We start from the raw sequence: 19,867 nt of genomic DNA on the forward strand, positions 1-19,867 counted from the left end.
CGCATAGTGGAAGCCTCGCTCGACAGCATACTGGACTGGGACGCCGCGCTCAGTGCAGGCAACCGCGCAGCCTATGATGTGCTGCGCTCGGCGTATGATGCTGACACTCGCGCGAAGCGTCCTCTGCCAGTCGTCGGCGAAGCATTCCCTAACCCGATGCCCACATACCGGCAGGCGCTCCGAGAGGTCGCCGGAAGCGTGTCCGAGCCGGATCGCCGCCACGGCATCGAGCAGATCATCGATAACGGCAACCTGTCTGAGGCCGCCACTCAGCTCATCGATACGCTGGGAGAGCCACTGGTTAACCGCCTACTCGCGCAGAGAATCATCACTGACAGTAAGAACATTGCGGTTAGCACCAGTCTGCTGCTGACCGCAATCACCCTGCTGTCCCCCGACGGCGTCGTCACTACGATGCTGAACCGCCGGATCGAGCTCGCATACAAAAGGGCCGGCGAATCGCCCGTCACCATCGCCCCGGACGATCCTGACGCCAACGGATCCCCCATCGTCGCCCATGCGTTCGGCGTGGCACTCGGCATTGCACAGGCCAACCAGCAGCAGTTCATCATCACCGACCAGCAATGTGCACATGTATATGACGATGCAACTCTCAGCCCCTTCGCCACCGCGCTGCATGAGCTGATGAGCGAACGACCGCTGCTGCTGCTGGGGTACGAAGGACTCCCCTACGACGAGAACAGCATGCGAGCCGACCCGACGCATGTGCTGGATCTGGTGAAGCAGTTTGGCAGCGCCCGCCATGATCACGTGGCCATCATTCCCGCGCCGAGCGATCCCCGGCAACGCGACGCTCAGATCAAGTTCCTCGGCTCGCTGGGCATCATGCCGATTCTGACCAACCCCAGTCAGACCGATGCGCTGCGCGTAGTGCTTGACCGGCTGCTACGCGATACCGATCCCATTGCGTCTCTGCGCCTCGATGCGACGACGCACGCGCGCAATGCCAAGCGTGCGGATCGACGCAGCAGGAAGCACAGCGACGACAAGAATGCAGCAGATATGGCATTGCAGGAATGGCATAAGGCCATCGATGCATACCAGCAGCTGGCCGATCACATGGACTACGCGCGGTATATGCCGATGATCGCCGACACTCACACGCTTTGCGCGGCAGTGCATGTTCGCAGGAACCAGCCTGAACGAGCCGAACAGGAATACCAGGAAGCGCTCAGCATCTGGCGCCAGCTCGCCCAGAGCAACCCCAGCACCTACTACCAGACCGGCCTGGCCATGACGCTCAGCAACCTCGCCATCCTGCACAGCAGCCAACGCCAGTACGAGCAGGCCGAACAGGAATACCAGGAAGCGCTCAGCATCTGGCGCCAGCTCGCCCAGAGCAACCCCAGCACCTACTACCAGACCGCCCCGGCCATGACGCTCAGCAACCTCGCCAACCTCCACAGCAGCCAACGCCAGTACGAGCAGGCCGAACAGGAATACCAGGAAGCGCTCAGCATCTGGCGCCAGCTCGCCCAGAGCAACCCCAGCACCTACTACCAGCCCGACCTGGCCATGACGCTCAGCAACCTCGCCAACCTCCACAGCGACCAGCACCGGTACGAGCAGGCCGAACAGGAATACCAGGAAGCGCTCAGCATCCTGCGGCAGCTCGCCGAAACCAACCCCGACGCATACCGACTTGATGTAGCCACGACCCTCAACGGCCTCGCCACCCTATACCGTGACCTACGCCAGTACGAGAAGGCCGAACAGAAACATCAGGAAGCGCTCAGCATCCTGCGGCAGCTCGCCGAAACCAACCCCGACGCATACCAATTTGACGTGGCCGCGACCCTCAACGGTCTCGCCGACATGCACAGATACCTGCACCAGTACAAGCAAGCCGAAGGCGAATATCAGGAAGCGCTCAACATCTACCGCCAATTCGCTGAAGCCAAATCCGACTTCCACAAATCCAACGTGGCTATAATCCTTAGCGACATCGCTCTGCTGCACAGCGAGCAACATGAATATGGCAAGGCCGCAGGCGAATACGCGGAAGCACTGCGCATCCAGAAGCAGATCGTCGCTGCCAATCCCCAAATTGATCTATACCAACTCGATATGGCTCGAACGCTTAGGAACTTTGCCGATCTGCACAGCAGCCCGGACATCAAGCAGTACGATCAAGCCGAACGTGAATACAAGGAGGCGCTGCACATCTACGAGGATGTGGACCAGCACGATTCCGGCATCTACCAATCGTTAATCGCCGACGTACAGAACAGCTACGCGATCATGCTCACGGACCTCAAACGCTTCGACGAAGCCGAGCCGCTGCTACAGTCGGTGCTGCACACGCGGCAGGAGCAGGCACACCGCAATCCAGCGCGATTCGCCTCCCTCGAAGCGCAGGCATGGAACAACATCGCCACGCTGCACCGTGACATGGCCCGGTTTGACGAGGCAATCGCAGAATACGAGCATGCGCTGAGCCTGTACCGGCAGCTTAACCTGCAGAACGATGGCGATCGGCATCTCCCGCAGTTGCAGCGCACCACATATAACCTGATGCGCTGCCATGAGATGAAGATCGACAGCACGCCGCCCGACCGGCAAACCGACGACATGCTGTATCGTGCCATCAGCGTGATGAAGGACTTGAAGGAGCTATATAGGCGGTCCGGCGACAACGACAAGGCACGCAGACTGCAACTCGTCAACATCAAAGTCCTGCAGGACGTGCTGGATCAGCGGAACACAGCACCGGCTGAATAATGACAGGCACAACAAAAGGGGCGCTTCCTCACACGAGGAAGCGCCCCAAGTCATAGCCGCTGCCAGCACAGCCGCAGCGGCTACAGGATGTCCGGATCGTCCTTGGCGATGGTGCCGGTGGCCTTGCCGATGGCCTTGAGGCCGTGGTAGGCGACGAGGATCACGATCGTGCCGATGGCGATGCCGTTGAACTGGATGCCGTTGAACGCGAACTCGAACTGGCCGATGGCGATGATCATCACGATCGCGGCGACCATGATGTTGAGCGGCTTGTCGAAGTTGACCTTGTTCTCCACCCAGATGCGGATGCCCATCATGCCGATCATGCCGTAGAGCAGCGTGGTGACGCCGCCGAGCACGCCGGCGGGGATGGTGTTGATGATCGCGCCGAACTTCGGGCACAGGCTCAGCAGCAGGGCGAAGCCGGCCGCGCACCAGTAGGCGGCGGTCGAATAGACCTTGGTGGCGGCCATGACGCCGATGTTCTCGCCGTACGTGGTGGTGCCGGAGCCGCCACCGAAGCCGGCGATCGCGGTGCCGAGGCCGTCGGCGAACAGGGCGGTGCCCATCTGGTCGTCGTAGTCGCGGCCGGTCATCTGAGCGACGGACTTGACGTGGCCGACGTTCTCGGCGACGAGCACGAGCACGACGGGCAGGAACATCGGCAGGATGGAGAAGTCGACCTGCGGGGTGTGGAAGTGCGGGAAGCCAATCCACGCGGCTTTGCCGATGGCGGAGAAGTCGACCTGGCCGCGGGCGCACGCGTACGCGTAGCCGATGATCACGCCGAGCAGGATGTTGAGACGTCCGGCCAGCCCGCGGAACAGCACGGCGACGAGCAGCACGGCCACGAGCGTGACGAGCGCGGTGTCGGGCGCGGCCTTGAAGTTGTTCCACACGCTGGGCGCGAGGTTGAAGCCGATAATCGCGACGATGGCGCCGTTGACGACCGGCGGCATGATGATGTCGATCCACTTGGAGCCCGCGAAGTGGACGACCACGCCGACGATGGCGAGCAGCAGGCCGGTGGACAGGATGCCGAAGCTGGCGATGGCGATGCCCTCGAAGCCGGAGTGGGCGGCGGTGACCGCGGCGATCGGCGCGATGAAGCCGAAGCTGGAGCCCAGGTAGCTCGGCAGCACGTTCCTGTTGATGAGCAGGAAGAGCGCCGTGGACAGCGCGGTGAAGAACAGGGTGGTGGACGGGTCGAAGCCCGTCAGGATCGGCACGAGGAAGGTCGCGCCGAACATGGCGACGACGTGCTGGGCGCCGATGCCCGCGGTGCGCGTCCAGGTGAGGCGCTCGTCGGGTTCGACGACCTCGCCGGGCGCCAGCGTCCTGCCGTCGCCGTGCAGTTTCCATTGGAAGATGTTGCCTTTGGGTTCGCTCATAAGCGGCTCTCCTTAGCTTCTCTCTTGCGGGGCATACCGCATCCCCGCGATTCGAAGCCATTGTAGCCGCCCGTCGTCACGCCGGAGCGTCCCGCCGGATTCCGGCGTCACTTGCCGTAGTATTCGAGCAGGTGCGGGTCCACCGCGTGGACCACGTCGACGAGGTCGCCGTTGGACAGGTAGGGACGTTTGAATTCGCGCCACGGCTCGACCTTGATCTCCCATTTGCCGGTCTCCTCGTCGAGGACGGGCCGTGCGGTCTGCTCCCAGCGCACGCGCTTGGAGGTGCGCCCGCTTTCCGGGTCGCGGCGCGTGTAATGCAGGCACGTGCAGTTGGTGATCGCCCATTCGGGCGATTCGGCGCGGTGCAGGAACTCCTCGTCGGACAGGTCTTCGAGCGTGAGCATCAGGGCGAGCATGAAGTCGCCGTGGGTGACCATGACCACGCTGCCCATGTCCGATTTGCGCGTGAGCGACGTGAGCACGTTGTGCACGCGGTCCTCGGACACGTCGGCGATGGATTCGCCGGCCGGTGGACGCCAGTACAGCGGGTCCGTGTTCTTGAACATCCAGTTGCGCGCGTAGTTGGTCTTGAAGTCGTCCTTGGTGATGGTGTTGATCTCGCCCCAGGAGCGTTCCCGGATGACGCGGTTCTCCTCCCATTTGGCCTTGGGCAGGGCCATGGTGGCGGCGGTCTCCCGGGCCCGCACATACGGGGAGACCATGTAGCGGTCGAACAGCTGCTGCTGTCCGACGAGCCACCGGCCGATGCAGTCCGCCTGCTTGCGGCCCACGGCGGTGAGCCTCCACGAACGGTCCGGCACGGTGACGTTGTCCTGCGTGTACAGGGAGTTGTCGCCCCTGTTGCCGGCGTTGACGATGATGTTCGCCTCGGATTCCCCGTGCCGGATCACATACAGGTCGAGCGGCATGCTCATGGGTTCGTTCCTCTTTCCCGGTTGTTCGGTTCGATGACGCTGGTCCCAGCGTAATGGACGAGGGGCGCCGCCGCGACATGCGGCGACGCCCCGTAAGCCACTGTTCACCCGGCGTTCGGATTCGTCCGTCTCCCCGCCGGGGTCACGCCGTCAGGCGATGGTGACGGGCGTGCCTGACGGCATCTGCTCGTAGAACCATTTCGCGTCGGCGATGCTCAGACGCACACAGCCGTGCGAGGCGGGATGACCGAGTTTGGCGGCCTCGTCGGCCAGATAGTCGCCGGCGTTGACGCCGGTCGGCACCGAATGGAACAGGTAGGGGCCTTTGAACCGCACCCAGTAGTCGGCGCCCATGCGCTCGTTCGGATTGTAGAAGTGGGTGCCGCGCGCGCTGATGACGTACGAGCCGTGGGGCGTGGAGTCGTCGACGCCGGTGCTGGCGATCATCGTGTAGATGGTGGTCCCGGCGGACTTGACGTACACCTTCTGGTCGGCGAGGCTCACGTCCACGCTCAGGTCCGCGTAATCGGCGAGGTTCGGCTGCTGGCCGCCGGTGGGGTTCGTCCACCGGTCGCGTTCGCGCTGTTCCTGGATGGCCTGGTTGAAGGCGGGGACCTTGTCCCGCTTCAACGTCTTGGTGGCTTCGGCGTGCGCCTTGGCCTGCACGGCCTTCGCGGTCCGGGCGGCCTCGATGTTCGCGAGCGCCTCGTCCCGTTCGGCGGCGCGGGCCTGCCACAGCACGAACATGGCGCACATGAGCACGGCGAGCACGGCGCACAGTGCCGCCTGCGCGACGACCATCACGTCGGTGTGTTTGCGATGCTGTCCGACATACCGCTGCGAATGCCTTGCCGCCATGAACGTGACCGTCCTCGCCTGAATCGTTCCCGAATGTTTCCTCGACCATGGTAGCCGATGGGAGGCCCGTCCGCACGTCGGAGCCTATCTGTCCGGAACAGTCCGGAGGCCGTCTGGAAGGACGGTCAGAAGACGAGGTAGGAGACGGCGGTGAGGGTGAGCAGGCTCGCCACGGTGGTGACGAGCACCATGCCGATCGCGTATTCGGGGTTGTTGCGTTCACGTTCGGCGAACATGACCATGGTGCTCATGGTGGGCAGTCCGGCGATGATCGTCATCATGTGGACCATGTCCGGGTTCGCGGCCGGCAGGCCGATCATGGGCGGCACGAACGCGAGCAGCGCGTAGAAGCCGATCGGGAAGGCGAGCATCTTGACGGCGACTCCGACATACAGCTCGTACCGCCTGAGCACTCCCGTCCAGTCGCGGATGGCGAACAGGCCGCCGAGGTAGACCATCGACAGCGGCGAGGCGACGCCGCCGAGCTTCTGCAGCGGGGCGAGGACCACGTCGGGCACGTGGACGCCGGCGAGGATGAGGGCGACGGCGAGCACGACGGCGATGAGGGCGGGGCTCACGAGCGGGGCGAGCCGGTCGAGCCAGCCGCGCGAGGGATGCTCGTCGGCCGTGGATTGCCGGTCGTCGACCTTCCTGCACGTCCACACGCCGTACGTCCACAGGAGGAACTGGTCCACGAGGGACATGAGCGCGAAGTAGAGCGCGCCCTTGGTGGGGAACAGCGCGATGACGAGCGGCAGGCCGATGAACCCTGCGTTGCCGAACACGAAGCAGCCGCGGAACATGCGGCCACGCTCGCGTTTCAGCCGCAGCAGATGGGACAGTCCGGTGAACACGGCGATGAGCAGCCCGTACATGACGAGGGTCATCACGATGATCGCGTCGGAGCCGATGAGGTCGGCACGCGTGGTGCCGGCCACGGCGTTGGAGAAGACAAGCAGCGGGATGCCGACCTTGAGGATGAGCGAACAGATGCCGTTCAGCGCGGCCTCGTTCAGCACGCGGGTCCTCACGCAGATGTAGCCGACGGCCATCATCACGGCCATGCCGATCATCTGTCCGAGCACGATGTCGAACTGCTCCATGCTGTCGTCTCTCCTTTTCCGCCGTTCCGAACCGTCACTCAACGTACTCGGGGCCGGAGAAGAGCCGTCTCCGCGGTGCAGGCCGCGGAGGCGGGACCCGTCACTCGGGGCTCTTCAGCGCGCCGACCATGTCGATGCGGTCGAGCGCGTGGTTCGTGGCGAGGCCCACCAGCAGCGTGAACAGAAACGCCAGCACGGCCGCCGCCGCATAGCAGTACCACAGCACGTTGGGCACGATGTTCATGCCGGGCAGGTCGAGGCGGCTCACGAGGAAGCCGAGCAGTCCGCGCCCGCACGGCAGACCGATGGCGATGCCGAACGCGGAGAGCAGCAGCATCTCCTTGTTCACGTAGCCGTGCACCTCGCGGCGGCGGAAGCCGAGCACCTTGATGGTGGCGAGTTCGCGTTCGCGTTCGGAGATGTTCGTGGAGGCGAGCGTGTACAGCACCACGACGGCGAGGATCGCGGCCATGGCCACGATGAATCCGATCATCACGAAGAAGGTGAGGAAGCTCTTCGAGAAGTCGCGCTCCTGTTTCGCGGAGCTCGTCACGGACAGGTATTCGTCCTGCGAGGCGAGCCGATTGGCGAACGCGATCTGCGCGTCGTCGTCGCCCTTCACCGTGATGAGGTCGGCGTTGGGTGCGTAGTCGGCGTCGAACGCCTTCTCGTATGCGGACCGGGTCATGAACACGACGTTGCCGGTGTAGTACTGGGCGAGCGCGTGTACGCGCGGCGTGGCGGAGTCCGCCATCGCGTCGGCCATGTCGACCTTGTCTCCCGCGACGAGCGCGAGCTTTTTCGCGGCGTTCGCGGTGACGACGATGCCGTCCGCGTCGCGCAGCCCGATTGGCGCGCCGTCCGTCGTGTGCAGGTCGATGTAGCCGTCAAGGGATTCCCCGTCGGGGATGACCATGAGCTGCGCGGCGATCTTCCCGCCGTCCGAATCCGGGGAGGACAGGGTGGCGGAGCCAAGCTGCAGGGGCAGCGTGGATTCCACGTCCCTGTCCTTGTCGAGGGCCTGCTGCGCCTTGTCGTGGTCGACGGCGGAGGTGACGGCCATCACGTCGTAGAGGGAGATCTCGCCGTGCTGGCGTGGCATGAGCGTCAGTGCGGACGAGCCCATGCCGAATCCGGCGGTCATGAGCGCGGTGCAGCCGAGAACGCCGATGATGACCATGAGCGCGCGGGACTTGTAGCGGAACAGGTTGCGCGCGGTCACCTTGCCGAGGAAGCTCAGGTGGTTCCAGATGAATCCGATACGCTGCAGGATGATGGTCCTGCCGGCCTTCGGCGCCTTGGGGCGCATGAGCTCGGCCGGCTGGAGACGCAGCGAGCCCGCGCATGCGGCCGTCGCGGCGCCGGTGATGACGGCGACGAACAGGAGCACGCCGCCGACGGCGAGACGCCAGTCGACGAGCAGCGGATATGAGGGCAGCACGTAGATGTTCGTCAGCATCCTCCGCGTGAACGCGAACGGCAGCCCGACGAGTCCCAGCAGGTCGCCGATGACTCCGCCCAGCAGGCAGGCCGCGCACGAATACACGAGGTACTTCACCATGATCTCGCGGCGTGTGTAGCCGATCGCCTTGTACGTGCCGATGAGCTGGCGGTCCTCCTCCACCATGCGTGTGATGGCCGTGAGGCTCACCAACAGCGCGATGACGAGGAACAGCACGGGGAACAGGGTGCCGAGGCGGGAGATCATCTCGCTTTGCGTCTTCACGTCCTCATAGCTGGTGATGGCGCCGCGGTCGTTGACGATCCATTTCGCGTTTGCGGGGGCGGCGTCTTCGATGGCCGTCTTCGCGGCGTCGACCTTGTCCAGATAATCGTCGGCGTAGGTGTTCATCGCCTTAGCGCCCCTGACGGCGACGGCGGCGGATGCGTACGGCATGGCGTCGTTCGCGACCGCGTCGGCCGCGACGAACATCGGGTAGACGGTCTTGGCGCCGGAGACAAGGGCGAGCGGGCCGGACGGGTTCACGATGTCGTTCGGGTCGGTGACGACGCCGACGATCGTGTACGCGCCGTCCTCGAACGTCGCCGTAGCGGACGCGGCGTACGCCGCGGAATCGTCGGGCGAGAACGTGACCTTGTCGCCGATCCGCTTGCCGGAGTCGTCGAGGTACTGCCGTGTGACGACGATCTCGTGCGCATGCTTCGGCAGGCGTCCGTCGTTCAGGTACGGCTCGTCGATATGGCGGTCGTTGAGCGCCGTGACCGTGGCCGACGCGCTTTTGCCGTCGACTCTCGTCGTCACGCCCTGTTCACGCACGCCGGCCGCGTCGGCGATGCCGTCCGCCTTGCGCAACGCGGCGATGTCGGCGTCGTCGAGGCCGAGCGTGGAGACCACGGACACGTCGTGCATGCCGGTCGTGTCGAAGAAGTCGTCGAGGCCGGCGCGGATGTCACGTCCGACGGCGTTGAGGCCGCCGAGCATCATCACGCCGACGGCCACGATGATCGCGATCGCGGCGAACCGTCTGCCGTTGCCGGAGATGGTGCGCCATGCGTCCTTCCAGAGTGCGGTCTTCCTCATTGTCGGATGCGCCTCCCCTACCATTCGATGTCGGCGATGGGAGTCGGGTCCGGGTTCGTCGTGATCTCGGTGACCTTGCCGGAACGGAAGCGGATCAGACGGTCACCCATCGGCGCGAGCGCGGAGTTGTGGGTGACGAGCGCGACCGTGATGCCATGGCTGCGGCAGGAGTCCTGCAGCAGCTGGAGCACCTCCTTGCCGGTGTTGTAGTCGAGCGCACCGGTCGGCTCGTCGCACAGCAGCAGTTTCGGGTTCTTGGCGAGGGCACGTGCGATGGACACGCGCTGCTGCTCGCCGCCGGACAACTGCGCGGGGAAGTTGTTGAGGCGCTCCCCCAGTCCCACCTTCTCCAGGGTTTCGCGGGCGTCGAGCGCGTCGGGGCAGATCTGGCTGGCGAGCTCCACGTTCTCGAGGGCCGTGAGGTTGGGCACGAGGTTGTAGAACTGGAACACGAAGCCCACGTCGAAGCGGCGGTAGTCGGTCAGTTCCGCCTCGCCCGCCTTCGTGACGTCCCGCTCCCCGAGCCTCACGCTGCCGGATGTGGCGCGGTCCATGCCGCCGAGGATGTTCAAGGCCGTGGATTTGCCGGCGCCGGATGCGCCGAGGATCACGGCCAGTTCGCCCTGCTCGATGTCGAAGGTTGCATGGTTCAGGGCCAGCACGGCGGATTCGCCGCTGCCGTACTGACGGACCACGTCATGGAATTCAAGGAATGACATGATGATGCCTCGTCTCCTCCTGCGTGCGGCTCGTCCGCACGCGTCGTTTCGTCCTGTCGCGATCGCACTACCAAGAAATACATCACCATGTGGGTTTGCGAAAACCACATAAACGCACATCATGTGGAGTTTCAGCCGCATGCCCGGCAGGAAAACCCGATACGATGTCGATTTGGTCAGGGCCGATGGAACGTCGACGACGAAGAACGAGGAGGAACGCAGATGGGCAGACCGAAGGCCGACGAACGGACGGCGCCGGAGAAGATGCAGGAGGCGTTCTGGACGCTGCTGGAGAAGAAGCCGTACGCGCAGATCACCATCAGCGACATCACGCGCGCAAGCGGATTGAACCGCAGCGCGTTCTACTATCACTACGCCAACATCCCCGAGCTGGCAGACGACGCGATCGCCGCGATCTACGAGCAACCGGACGTGACCGCGTTCATCGCGCACATCATCCGGCAGGACGAAAACATCGACGCATTGCGTGAGTATGCGCTCAGGTTCATGGACGCGCCGGAGCGACTCGCCAGCATCCGTCGACTTTCCCTGATCGCGGGTCCGCATGGGTCGACGGGTCTCGCCTCGCAGCTGAAAAGCTACGTCGTCGGCATTTGGCTGTCGGTACTCGGCATTGACGAGTCACGGTTGAATCCCGGGCAGCGCATCGTGCTGGAATACGCGTCCAGCGGCATGCTCGGCATCCTCGGCAAAGCGCAGACCCTGCTCACGCCGGACAGCATTGAATGGCTGGCACGCTCCGCGGTGCCGGACGTCATCTCCCAGCTCATCAACTCGCTGAAGGACGGACGCGAGCATTGACGGGAACGACGGGCGCATGTCCCGCGTGACGGTACACTGAGGCTGTCACGCCGGCAGGGGCTACGGCGTCGCGCATCCACATGCCCATACGCGCGGCGGCGACCGAAATCAGCCGGATCCGTTTTCCGACAGATTCGAGGTACCCCATGGATTCCGTCATGCCCGGACGCACGCCGTCGAAGCGTTCCGTCATCCCGATCATCGTGATGATGGTCGGCAGCTTCACCGCCATCCTCAACCAGACGCTGATGACCTCCGCCCTGCCGCATCTCATGCGCGAGTTCGGGGTGACGAGCAACACGGCGCAATGGCTGAGCACCGGGTTCATGCTCACCAACGGCATCATGATCCCGGTCACCGCGTTCCTCATCCAGAAATTCACGACGCGCCAGCTGTTCTTCTACGCGATCGGCATGTTCCTGTTCGGCACGCTCGTATGCACGTTCGCTCCCGGATTCTGGGCGCTGCTCGCCGGCCGTGTGCTGCAGGCGACGGGCGCGGGCATCCTCATGCCGCTCCTGCAGACCGTGCTGTTCATCACGTTCCCGCCGGAGAAGCGCGGCGCGGCGATGGGCTGGTTCGGTCTGGTCATCGCGTTCGCCCCGGCCTTGGGCCCCACCCTGTCCGGTCTCATCATCGATTTCCTGCCGTGGCGCTTCCTGTTCGTGCCGCTGATCGTCATCGCCGTCGCCGTGCTCGCCGCCGCGGTTCCGACCGTGCGCAACGTGACCACACGCACCGACCCGACCATCGACGTGCCGTCCATCGTCCTGTCGACGCTCGGATTCGGCGGCCTGCTGCTCGGCTTCAGCCTCGCCGGACAGGAGGGATGGACGTCGCCGCAGACGCTCGGTTCGCTCGCCGTGGGCGCTCTCGCCCTGTGCGCGTTCATCCACCGTCAGCTGCATCTGACGCGTCCGATGCTCGACTTCCGCGTGTTCGCCAAGCCGATGTTCGCCCTATCGATGCTGGTCATCGTGCTCGTGTTCGTCACGTTCATCTCGACGATGAACATCCTGCCCATGTTCATCCAGGATTCGCTGGGGATGACCGCGTTGCAGTCCGGTCTCCTGCTCATGGGCGGTGGCGTGGCCGAGGGCGTGTTCAACCCGGTGGCGGGCCGTCTGTTCGACCGTGTGGGCATCCGCCGCATCGCACCGCCGGCGATCGCCGTGGTCGCCGTCGCCGCGTTCGCCCTCTCCCGCATGGACGCGGACACGCCCGCATGGTGGCCGGCCGTGTTCTTCACGCTGATGATGACGGGCGTCGCGTTCTGCCTGATGCCGCTGACCACCACCGCGCTCAACCAGCTGACGGGCCCGATGCTGCCGCACGGCACGGCGATGAACAACACGCTGCGTCAGACGTGCGCGGCGATCGGCATCGCCGTCAACTTCACCATCATGACCACGAACACGCGTCCCGCATCCGTCGCCGGCTCCGCGGCAGCCGGCCTCGCGCACGGCGTGGACGCGGTGTTCGTCACGGCGACCGTCGTGGCGTGCATGGCGTTCGTGCTGTCGCTGTTCGTGCGCGACCGGAAGTGAGCGTGCGGCCGCGGCGGATGAACGCACACGCATCGCAGTTACACTGAGAAGTCGAAGACACCACAAACGACGATGATCGTCATGCGGCGGATATGAAGGGCGGAACCATGGAACTGCGCGTGCTCAGGTATTTCCTCGCGGTGGCCGAGGAGGGCAACATCACGTGGGCGGCGCAATTGCTGCGTATCTCCCAGCCGACGCTGTCGCGCCAGTTGAAGCAGCTGGAGGAGGAGCTGGGCGTCACGCTGTTCGAACGCGGGCCGCATGCGATCACGCTCACCGGGGAGGGCCGTCTGCTGCGCGACCGCGCGCAGACCATCGTCTCCCTCGCGGACAAGACGGAGGTCGACTTGAAACGTTCCGCCGGGGATCTCTCCGGCGACATCACGGCCGGCTGCGGCGAGGTGGGTGGCATGGCGTATCTGGCGCGGCGCATGGCCGAATTCCGCAAGGCCCATCCGGCCGTGCGGTTCCATGTGGTCAGCACGACGGCCGACGTGATCCAGGACCAGCTCGAACAGGGGCTCATGGATTTCGGTCTGCTCGCCGACCCGGTGGACACCGAACGGTACGAGTATCTGCGTACGGGCATCAGCGACCATTGGGCGGCGATGGTGCCTGACGGGCATCCATTGCAGACCCGCGACTCGTTGACGCCGGAGGATCTCGTCGGCGAACCGCTGCTGCTGCCCTCGCGCGAACCGGTGCGGCGCGTGGTGATGCACTGGTTCGGCTCGCTCGCCCCGCAGGCCGTCATCGCAGGCACATGCAACCTGCCGGCGAACGGCGCGGCGATGGCGGCGAACGGATTGGGCCTGTATCTGTGCCTCGATTACGGCGCCTCGTATCCGGGCGTGCGCGCGGTGCCGCTCACGCCCATATTCGAAAGCAGCTCCGTGCTCGTATGGAAGAAGCAGGGCGTTTCCTCCCCCGCGGCCGGCGCGTTCGCCCGGTTCCTGCGCGCATGACGGCGTCCGACCGGCGGCACCGCCTGTCCGGGACGTCCGGCGGGCGCTCAGGCGAGGCTGCGGTACGTCTCCTCGTCGACCGGTTCGAGCCACTCGTTGCTCGCGTCCTCCTTCTTCGGCATGATGGCGACGTGCGCGAACGCCTCATGCGGGGAGGCGCCGTGCCAGTGCTTGGTGTCCGGCGGGATGTAGGCCACGTCGCCGGGCTTGAGCTCCACGGGCTCCTGGCCTTCGATCTGGTAGTAGCCGCGCCCGCCCACGGCGAGCAGGATCTGGCACACGCCGTGATGGATGTGCCAGTGGTTCGTGCAGCCCGGTTCGAACGTCACGTTCGCGACGTTGACCTGATCGTCGCCGGCGAGCGGCGCAAGGTAGCTTTGTCCCTCGAAGTACTGCGCGTAGGCATCGTTCGGCTCCCCCATCGGGAAAGCGCTCGGGTTCTCCATGATGTTTCCTTCCTGTCGTTGTCGGTATCCATTACACGACCGTCGTCGCGTTCGCGCCAATAGCGTCGCCCCATACGCATCCATGCCTCAGGCGTATGGTTTGAAGCATGCGCATCATCGAACGGTTCTGCCGGGGCAAGCATGCAGACCAGTCGTTGAACGAGGACGGTCTCGTCGTCACGAAGGATTACGCCGCCGTGGTGGACGGCGTGACCGGCAAGAGTCTGCGGCACCTGTGGAAGCCGAGCGGCGGCGTGGTCGCGAAGGACCTGCTGGCGAGCGCTATCGCGGGTCTGCCCGGTGAGGCTTCGATGCGCGAGGCGCAGCGGGCGCTTGATGGCCGGCTGCGTGATGAGTATGCGCGGTTCGCGGCCGTGCATGGCGACATGCCCTCGGACGATGTGCCTTCGCGCGTGTTCGAGATGGAACCGTGGGAGCGTCTTCAGGCGAACGCCGTCATCTACAGCGCGTTTCGGCGTGAGGTGTGGCTGTTCGGTGATTGTCAGGTCATGGTGAACGGGGTGCAGACGCCGACGTTGAAGCGCGTGGACGAGTTGCTCGGGGAGCTGCGTTCGTTCGCCGCGCAGGCGTTGCGGCTGCGGGAGGATGCGGAGGCGCGATGCCCCGACGATCCGGAGACCGTGACGGCGGATGGTTCCGCACGTTCCTCCCGAGTCGTCGGCTCCGGCGATCCGGCACGCGACCTGATCATGCCGTTCCTGCGGTTGCAGTCGGAGTTCGCGAATCGTCGTGGCGAGTATGGGTATTTCGTGTTCGATGGGTTCACCGATCCGGAGTATCCGATTCGCATCGTGCCGGTGCAACCGGGTGCCGAGGTGGTGCTTGCGTCGGATGGGTATCCTCTGTTGCGTTCCACGTTGGCCGGGTCGGAGGCGAAGTTGGCGCGTCTGCGTCGTGAGGATCCGGGGCTTGTGCACGAGTATCGGAGCACGAAGGGATTCACGGCGGGGCTGGAATCGTTCGATGACCGCACGTATCTGCGGTTCATTGCGTGACGTGCGGCCCGTATAGCCGACGGGCATGGCGGCGTATCGAACGACACTATTGGATGGTTCTTTCCGACCGCGGTTCAATGGGACCTACTTTCGGAAAGGACCGCAATCATGAGCGCCACCATGGCCGAACCTACGACCGACATCCTCGCCCGCGACCGTGGCGGCGAGCCCGTCGACCCCGCCGAACCGGAGTACGCCGCCATCGGTGCAATCATCGCCAAGACGAAACGGCTGTGCGTCGAGCTCAATACGGGCGGTTATCGCGAGGCAGGCGAGGTCCACGCGATGTTCGAACGTATCGTGGGCCATCCGGTGGATGCGTCGTTCCGTCTCAATCCGCCGTTCTACACGGATTTCGGCCGGAACATCGAAATCGGCCAGGACGTGTTCGTCAACTGGGGGTGCACGTTGATGGACCGCGGCGGCATCTCGATCGGCGACGGCTCGTTCCTGGGGCCGAACGTGCAGCTCATCACCATCAACCACATGCGCGACCCGATGCGGCGGGCGGTGACCGTCTCGAAGCCGATCCGCATCGGCGAACACGTGTGGATCGGCGCGGGTGCGATCGTGCTGCAGGATGTGATGGTCGGCGACGACGCGATCATCGGGGCCGGCGCGGTCGTCACGCATGATGTGCCGGCGGGTGCGATCGTCGCCGGGGTGCCGGCCAAGGTCATCGGACACGTGTGACGGACGCCGCGACGCGGCAGACTGTTGGCTGCTCGAGCAAAAGCCGTGGATCGCGCCGATCCCCGGCACGAAGCACGTGGACCGTCTGCGCCAGAACCTGGGCGGCACAGCCGTCACGTTCACGCCCGACGAACTCCGCCGACATCGACCGCACGCTCGACTCCATCACCATCGAGGGCGCCCGCTACCAGCCCACGCAGGAGGCCCTCACCAACCACTGACGGGCAGCAGAGTGGCCTGCGATTCGGTTGACCGGCACAGATACATGTGTAAATACTACTCATATAGTAGTAAATATGGCATTTTTTAACAATTATTGCTAATATATGAGTATGTTTGATTTGTTGGATGAGCCTATGCCGGGCGACGTGATGGCCGGCGTCGCCGATCGTATGGTCAGACGGCGCAAGGAGCACGGCATGACGCAGGCCGTATTGGCGGAGAAATCCGGCGTGAGTCTGGGGTCGATCAGGCGGTTCGAGCAATCGCATGAGATCTCCTTCGGCTCGTTGGTGAACATCGCCTTCGCATTGCATTGCGAGCGGGATTTCGACGCGTTGTTCGTGCAGCCGTATTACGCGACCATCGACGATGTCACCGCAGCCGCACGACGGAACGGAGGCCGCGCATGACCAATCCATTGCCGGATCTTGACCGGATTCGAGTCATATACGCCGGGGAATCGGTCGGCACACTCACCATGTCCCCGAACCATACTCTGGCGTTCGCCTACGATCGGACGTGGCTGGCGCATGGATTCTCCATCAGCCCGTTGAGCCTGCCGCTGCGGGAAGGCGTGTTCATCGCGAAACGCGATCCGCTGAACGGCATGTTCGGAGTCTTCGACGACAGCAGGCCCGACGGCTGGGGCCGTTTGCTCACCGACCGGATGCTGAGCCGTCACGGCATCGACCCGTATACGGTCGGCCCGTTGCCCCGTCTGTCGATTGTGGGCATGAGCGGCATGGGCGCATTGGAATACGCGCCTGTGACGACGATTGACGACGAGAGCACCGGCTCGCTCGACCTTGACGCGCTCGCACAGGAGTGCCTGCATCTGCTGAACACCGATTTCTCGGACGACCTCGACCGGTTGTTCGCCCTCGGAGGGTCTTCCGGCGGCGCCCGCCCGAAGATCCTCACCACGATCGATGGCGAGGATTGGATCGTCAAGTTCCCCTCATCCGTGGATCCACCCGACGTCGGGGAGACCGAATACCGCATCTCATGTCTTGCGCGGGAGTGCGGTATCACCATGCCGGAAACCCGATTGCTCCCATCGAACCGTTGCTCCGGATATTTCGGAACCAAGCGGTTCGACCGCATGCGGCAGCCGAATGGCGACATCCGCAAAGTGCATATGGTGTCCGCCGGCGGACTGTTGGAAACCTCGCACCGCATCGCCAATCTCGACTATGGGCTGCTCATGCGGCTGACCATGCGCATGACCGACAGCGCCGAGGAATGCGAACACATGTACCGGCTCATGTGCTTCAACGTGTTCATCGGCAACCGTGACGACCACGCGAAGAACTTCTCCTACCTCTACGACCGGGAGCACTCCGTCTGGCGGCTCTCCCCCGCCTACGATCTGACCGAGAACCCCGGCATCAACGGCGAACACACCACGGCGGTCAACGGCAAGGGACGGGGCATCACGCTCGCCGACCTGGCCGGCATCGGTGTCAAGGCCGGCATCCCGCGCGCCCGCTGCCTGTCCATCGCCAAGGACATGCGGGAGCGCATCGCCGACGCCGGATTCACCGTGCGCGACTGATCCAATTACAGATTCAATCCGTCGACCCACTTGGCGAGTTTGGCCTCGCTTTCGGAGGCGGCGATGCGGCGACCCGGCACCCAGTGCGCGGTTGGCGCTGAATCATGCAGCTGCACGCCGTCGGCGCCGCGCGTGCTGGAACCGGACGTGGCGAACGTCACGATGGTCTTGCCCGCCCAGTCCTCGCTTTCGAGGAACGTGCGCACCACGCGCGGCGCGGTCTCCCACCACAGCGGGTAGCTGACGAACACCACGTCGTAGGGCTTCACGTCGATCGGCCCGACGAGCGCCGGGCGCATGTCGCGATGCGCGTGCTCCACGCTGGAACGGCTGGAGGCGTCACGCCAGTCGACGTCGGCGGCCGTGTACGGCTGGGCCGGTCGAATCTCCTTCAGGTCCGCGCCGATGGCGTGCGCGAGGCGTTCAGCCACGCCGCGCGTGGTGCCGGTGGCGGAGAAATAGGTGACGAGCATGCGCTTGCCCATGATGGTTCCTTTCCCTCTGAGGACTATGTCCGCGCTCCACGGGCCTCGAACATGAAAGGCCCGTGGCCCTATTCCGTATTACACCGCGACCACACTGGGATGACCAATAGTGTCGTTCGATGTCCTGCCATGCGTCGCGGGCATGGGGTTCGCGTTCCCGGCCGGCCTATACGATGGCGCGTATGCAGTTGACGGTGAAACGGTTCGAGGAATTGAGCGCGGCGGAACTCTACGAGATCTACCGGGTGCGCGTGGCGGTGTTCGTGGTGGAGCAGCGGTGCGCCTATCAGGAGGTGGATGAGGTGGACCGGCATTGCTGGCACGTGTTCCTCCATGATGAGGACGGCATCGCCGCCTATTGCCGCGTAATCGACCCGGGCGTCACGTTCCCGGAGGTCTCGATCGGCCGCGTGCTGGCGACGCGGCGCCATCAGGGACTCGGTACGCGTATCGTGCGCGAGGGACTTCGGGTGGCGCGGGAGAGCATGCATGCGGACGCCGTGCATATCGAGGCGCAGACGTACGCGCGCGGATTGTACGAGAAGCTCGGCTTCACGCAGGTCTCGGACGAGTTCCTCGAAGACGGCATCCCCCACATCGGCATGATGTGGCGGGCGTGACGGCCGGCGGTGACCGCTGGAATCAACGCCGCATCATGATGAGCATCATCTTGGATGCCTCCTGAGCGTACACCGCATGCGGCAATCGGGTCGGGAAGTGCAGTATGCCTCCCGGCACGAGATCCACGGTCCTGCCGCCGCCGGTCACCTTGAGGTGGCCTTCGAGGCACTGCACGAGCACCGGCATGGCGGCGGTGTGTTCGCTGAGCTCCTGCCCCTTGTCGAAGGAGAAAAGCACCACGTTGGCGCCCTCCACCTGCATCACGGTGCGCGAGACGGTCGCCTCAAGCTGCACCTCGATCAGCGGCTGCAGGTCGCCGATGAACTCCATCACCGCAGACGGTTGGGTTTCGTTCGCATTGTTCGCCTGTTCGTCCATCATCGGGCTCCTTCATGCTCACCGTCGGTGACGGCGCCGCGACGACGCCCGCACCGACGCGGTCTTACGATCGTTTATCGTGCGGCGACCAATCCGTTGCCGCACACATCCTCCAAGCGTATCCGCTCCCTCACCGGGCGTTATCGTCGGCGCGCCGCCCCGAACTCGCCCAGCTCACGCAGGAACTCAACGATCAGGGCATCTCCGCCGATCACGCGGTGATGGACACCACCGACGAACGCTCCGTCGCCGCGGCCGCCGCGGAGGTCTACCGCCGGTTCGGCAGGCTCAACGTGCTCATCAACAACGCGGCATCCATGCGCGCCGGCGCGTCCGTCGAACAGCAGGACATCGCCGAGATGCGCGCCGTGCTCGACACGAACGTCATCGGCACGTGGATCGTCACGCAGAAGTTCATCCCGCTGCTGCGCAAATCGGCGCATGGCCGCATCGTCAACGTCTCCAGCGGCGCCGGATCCTACGGCGACCCGCAGTATGGGTTCCTGCACGGCTCGATGGGCATCCCCCGCTTCCGGCTACGGCATCTCCAAGCTCGCGCTCAACGGACTCACCATCAAGACTGCGAAGGAGCTCGCCGCCGACCACATCCTCGTCAACGCGATCTGCCCGGACATCACCGACACGTACGGCTCGGGCATGTTCGGACGCCCGGTCGAGGTGAGTGCCAAGAGCGTGACGCGGGCGGCGACGCTGCCCGACGACGGCCCGACCGGCGGCTTCTTCCGCGACGGCAGACCCTTGCCGTGGTGACAGGCAGAGGATGGCAGGCATCATCTTCACTCTCTCTAAGTGAAGATATT

The 19,867-nt window shown here is 64.6% G+C and carries 20 protein-coding genes and 1 pseudogene; 12 read left to right on the top strand and 9 right to left on the bottom strand.

What is annotated here, in order from left to right:
• The first annotated feature begins 6 nt into the window (after positions 1–6).
• Positions 7–2,742: a tetratricopeptide repeat protein gene (locus KIH78_RS10790; RefSeq protein WP_219130899.1), complete on the top strand. Its 2,736-nt coding sequence runs from the start codon at positions 7–9 to the stop codon at positions 2,740–2,742.
• Positions 2,743–2,822: 80 nt separating this feature from the next.
• On the opposite strand, the gene KIH78_RS01290 is transcribed toward KIH78_RS10790, so the two are convergent.
• The 6 genes from KIH78_RS01290 to KIH78_RS01315 all read right to left on the bottom strand — a co-directional run bounded on the left by KIH78_RS01290 (position 2,823) and on the right by KIH78_RS01315 (position 10,293).
• Complete coding sequence (locus KIH78_RS01290; RefSeq protein ID WP_214314972.1) at positions 2,823–4,133, bottom strand: uracil-xanthine permease family protein; 1,311 nt, start codon at positions 4,131–4,133, stop codon at positions 2,823–2,825.
• A gap of 107 nt (positions 4,134–4,240) precedes the next feature.
• Positions 4,241–5,071 (bottom strand): histidine phosphatase family protein, encoded by an 831-nt coding sequence (locus KIH78_RS01295; RefSeq protein WP_219130900.1) that lies wholly within the window; start codon positions 5,069–5,071, stop codon positions 4,241–4,243.
• Positions 5,072–5,221: 150 nt separating this feature from the next.
• On the bottom strand, positions 5,222–5,929 hold the full coding sequence (locus KIH78_RS01300) for a L,D-transpeptidase (RefSeq protein WP_219130901.1): 708 nt from the start codon (positions 5,927–5,929) through the stop codon (positions 5,222–5,224).
• Positions 5,930–6,054: 125 nt separating this feature from the next.
• Positions 6,055–7,032 carry an AEC family transporter gene (locus tag KIH78_RS01305; RefSeq protein ID WP_219130902.1) on the bottom strand — a complete coding sequence of 326 codons (978 nt, stop codon included), beginning with the start codon at positions 7,030–7,032 and terminating at the stop codon, positions 6,055–6,057.
• A 100-nt stretch (positions 7,033–7,132) separates the two neighbouring features.
• Entirely contained in the window at positions 7,133–9,574 is a 2,442-nt protein-coding gene (locus KIH78_RS01310) for an ABC transporter permease (protein ID WP_219130903.1), read from the bottom strand.
• 17 nt (positions 9,575–9,591) lie between these two features.
• A complete protein-coding gene (locus KIH78_RS01315; RefSeq protein WP_219130904.1) occupies positions 9,592–10,293 on the bottom strand; it encodes an ABC transporter ATP-binding protein in 702 nt (233 codons plus the stop codon).
• A 222-nt stretch (positions 10,294–10,515) separates the two neighbouring features.
• Between KIH78_RS01315 and KIH78_RS01320 the strand changes: the two genes are divergently transcribed.
• The 3 genes from KIH78_RS01320 to KIH78_RS01330 all read left to right on the top strand — a co-directional run bounded on the left by KIH78_RS01320 (position 10,516) and on the right by KIH78_RS01330 (position 13,630).
• Positions 10,516–11,115, top strand: coding sequence for a TetR/AcrR family transcriptional regulator (locus tag KIH78_RS01320; protein ID WP_219130905.1), 600 nt, complete (start codon positions 10,516–10,518; stop codon positions 11,113–11,115).
• A 158-nt stretch (positions 11,116–11,273) separates the two neighbouring features.
• The gene (locus KIH78_RS01325) at positions 11,274–12,662 is read left to right on the top strand and encodes an MDR family MFS transporter (RefSeq protein ID WP_219130906.1); all 1,389 of its coding nucleotides are present in this window, start codon (positions 11,274–11,276) and stop codon (positions 12,660–12,662) included.
• A gap of 107 nt (positions 12,663–12,769) precedes the next feature.
• The gene (locus tag KIH78_RS01330; protein ID WP_219130907.1) at positions 12,770–13,630 is read left to right on the top strand and encodes a LysR family transcriptional regulator; all 861 of its coding nucleotides are present in this window, start codon (positions 12,770–12,772) and stop codon (positions 13,628–13,630) included.
• Between the two features lie 47 nt (positions 13,631–13,677).
• On the opposite strand, the gene KIH78_RS01335 is transcribed toward KIH78_RS01330, so the two are convergent.
• Positions 13,678–14,076 (bottom strand): cupin domain-containing protein, encoded by a 399-nt coding sequence (locus KIH78_RS01335; protein ID WP_219130908.1) that lies wholly within the window; start codon positions 14,074–14,076, stop codon positions 13,678–13,680.
• 107 nt (positions 14,077–14,183) lie between these two features.
• Between KIH78_RS01335 and KIH78_RS01340 the strand changes: the two genes are divergently transcribed.
• From KIH78_RS01340 to KIH78_RS01360, 5 genes are all read left to right on the top strand, one after another.
• A complete protein-coding gene (locus KIH78_RS01340) occupies positions 14,184–15,092 on the top strand; it encodes a hypothetical protein (RefSeq protein ID WP_219131006.1) in 909 nt (302 codons plus the stop codon).
• Positions 15,093–15,200: 108 nt separating this feature from the next.
• Positions 15,201–15,785: a sugar O-acetyltransferase gene (locus KIH78_RS01345; RefSeq protein ID WP_219130909.1), complete on the top strand. Its 585-nt coding sequence runs from the start codon at positions 15,201–15,203 to the stop codon at positions 15,783–15,785.
• Positions 15,782–16,006, top strand: a complete 225-nt coding sequence (locus KIH78_RS01350; protein ID WP_219130910.1) for a hypothetical protein — start codon at positions 15,782–15,784, stop codon at positions 16,004–16,006. The genes KIH78_RS01345 and KIH78_RS01350 overlap by 4 nt, the downstream gene beginning before the upstream one ends.
• Positions 16,007–16,111: 105 nt before the next feature.
• Positions 16,112–16,417, top strand: a complete 306-nt coding sequence (locus KIH78_RS01355; RefSeq protein WP_236034322.1) for a helix-turn-helix domain-containing protein — start codon at positions 16,112–16,114, stop codon at positions 16,415–16,417.
• A complete protein-coding gene (locus KIH78_RS01360; protein ID WP_219130911.1) occupies positions 16,414–17,562 on the top strand; it encodes a type II toxin-antitoxin system HipA family toxin in 1,149 nt (382 codons plus the stop codon). The genes KIH78_RS01355 and KIH78_RS01360 overlap by 4 nt, the downstream gene beginning before the upstream one ends.
• Before the next feature lie 5 nt (positions 17,563–17,567).
• On the opposite strand, the gene KIH78_RS01365 is transcribed toward KIH78_RS01360, so the two are convergent.
• Complete coding sequence (locus KIH78_RS01365) at positions 17,568–18,047, bottom strand: flavodoxin (protein WP_219130912.1); 480 nt, start codon at positions 18,045–18,047, stop codon at positions 17,568–17,570.
• 182 nt (positions 18,048–18,229) lie between these two features.
• Here KIH78_RS01365 and KIH78_RS01370 point away from each other — a divergent pair, with 182 nt between their 5' ends.
• Entirely contained in the window at positions 18,230–18,667 is a 438-nt protein-coding gene (locus KIH78_RS01370) for a GNAT family N-acetyltransferase (protein WP_219130913.1), read from the top strand.
• A 22-nt stretch (positions 18,668–18,689) separates the two neighbouring features.
• Here the strand turns inward: KIH78_RS01370 and KIH78_RS01375 are convergent, their stop codons facing one another.
• Positions 18,690–19,049 carry a cupin domain-containing protein gene (locus tag KIH78_RS01375; protein WP_219130914.1) on the bottom strand — a complete coding sequence of 120 codons (360 nt, stop codon included), beginning with the start codon at positions 19,047–19,049 and terminating at the stop codon, positions 18,690–18,692.
• Between the two features lie 11 nt (positions 19,050–19,060).
• Here KIH78_RS01375 and KIH78_RS10845 point away from each other — a divergent pair.
• Both KIH78_RS10845 and KIH78_RS10730 read left to right on the top strand, forming a co-directional pair.
• Positions 19,061–19,480: pseudogene (locus KIH78_RS10845) on the top strand (SDR family NAD(P)-dependent oxidoreductase); the annotation flags it as partial.
• Between the two features lie 61 nt (positions 19,481–19,541).
• Positions 19,542–19,817, top strand: coding sequence for an SDR family oxidoreductase (locus KIH78_RS10730; RefSeq protein WP_219130915.1), 276 nt, complete (start codon positions 19,542–19,544; stop codon positions 19,815–19,817).
• Positions 19,818–19,867 lie beyond the last annotated feature (50 nt).

Origin of the sequence: Bifidobacterium saguinibicoloris, from assembly GCF_019331725.1 — a bacterium.
Lineage (GTDB): Bacteria > Actinomycetota > Actinomycetes > Actinomycetales > Bifidobacteriaceae > Bifidobacterium > Bifidobacterium saguinibicoloris.

Excerpts from the sequence above, each read along its gene's own strand:
- KIH78_RS01290 (WP_214314972.1), bottom strand. The coding sequence starts at position 4,133 with ATGAGCGAACCCAAAGGCAACATCTTCCAATGGAAACTGCACGGCGAC.
- KIH78_RS01295 (WP_219130900.1), bottom strand. The coding sequence starts at position 5,071 with ATGAGCATGCCGCTCGACCTGTATGTGATCCGGCACGGGGAATCCGAG.
- KIH78_RS01300 (WP_219130901.1), bottom strand. The coding sequence starts at position 5,929 with ATGGCGGCAAGGCATTCGCAGCGGTATGTCGGACAGCATCGCAAACAC.
- KIH78_RS01305 (WP_219130902.1), bottom strand. The coding sequence starts at position 7,032 with ATGGAGCAGTTCGACATCGTGCTCGGACAGATGATCGGCATGGCCGTG.
- KIH78_RS01310 (WP_219130903.1), bottom strand. The coding sequence starts at position 9,574 with ATGAGGAAGACCGCACTCTGGAAGGACGCATGGCGCACCATCTCCGGC.
- KIH78_RS01315 (WP_219130904.1), bottom strand. The coding sequence starts at position 10,293 with ATGTCATTCCTTGAATTCCATGACGTGGTCCGTCAGTACGGCAGCGGC.
- KIH78_RS01320 (WP_219130905.1), top strand. The coding sequence starts at position 10,516 with ATGGGCAGACCGAAGGCCGACGAACGGACGGCGCCGGAGAAGATGCAG.
- KIH78_RS01325 (WP_219130906.1), top strand. The coding sequence starts at position 11,274 with ATGCCCGGACGCACGCCGTCGAAGCGTTCCGTCATCCCGATCATCGTG.
- KIH78_RS01330 (WP_219130907.1), top strand. The coding sequence starts at position 12,770 with ATGGAACTGCGCGTGCTCAGGTATTTCCTCGCGGTGGCCGAGGAGGGC.
- KIH78_RS01335 (WP_219130908.1), bottom strand. The coding sequence starts at position 14,076 with ATGGAGAACCCGAGCGCTTTCCCGATGGGGGAGCCGAACGATGCCTAC.
- KIH78_RS01340 (WP_219131006.1), top strand. The coding sequence starts at position 14,184 with ATGCGCATCATCGAACGGTTCTGCCGGGGCAAGCATGCAGACCAGTCG.
- KIH78_RS01345 (WP_219130909.1), top strand. The coding sequence starts at position 15,201 with ATGAGCGCCACCATGGCCGAACCTACGACCGACATCCTCGCCCGCGAC.
- KIH78_RS01355 (WP_236034322.1), top strand. The coding sequence starts at position 16,112 with ATGAGTATGTTTGATTTGTTGGATGAGCCTATGCCGGGCGACGTGATG.
- KIH78_RS01360 (WP_219130911.1), top strand. The coding sequence starts at position 16,414 with ATGACCAATCCATTGCCGGATCTTGACCGGATTCGAGTCATATACGCC.
- KIH78_RS01365 (WP_219130912.1), bottom strand. The coding sequence starts at position 18,047 with ATGGGCAAGCGCATGCTCGTCACCTATTTCTCCGCCACCGGCACCACG.
- KIH78_RS01370 (WP_219130913.1), top strand. The coding sequence starts at position 18,230 with ATGCAGTTGACGGTGAAACGGTTCGAGGAATTGAGCGCGGCGGAACTC.
- KIH78_RS01375 (WP_219130914.1), bottom strand. The coding sequence starts at position 19,049 with ATGATGGACGAACAGGCGAACAATGCGAACGAAACCCAACCGTCTGCG.
- KIH78_RS10730 (WP_219130915.1), top strand. The coding sequence starts at position 19,542 with ATGGGTTCCTGCACGGCTCGATGGGCATCCCCCGCTTCCGGCTACGGC.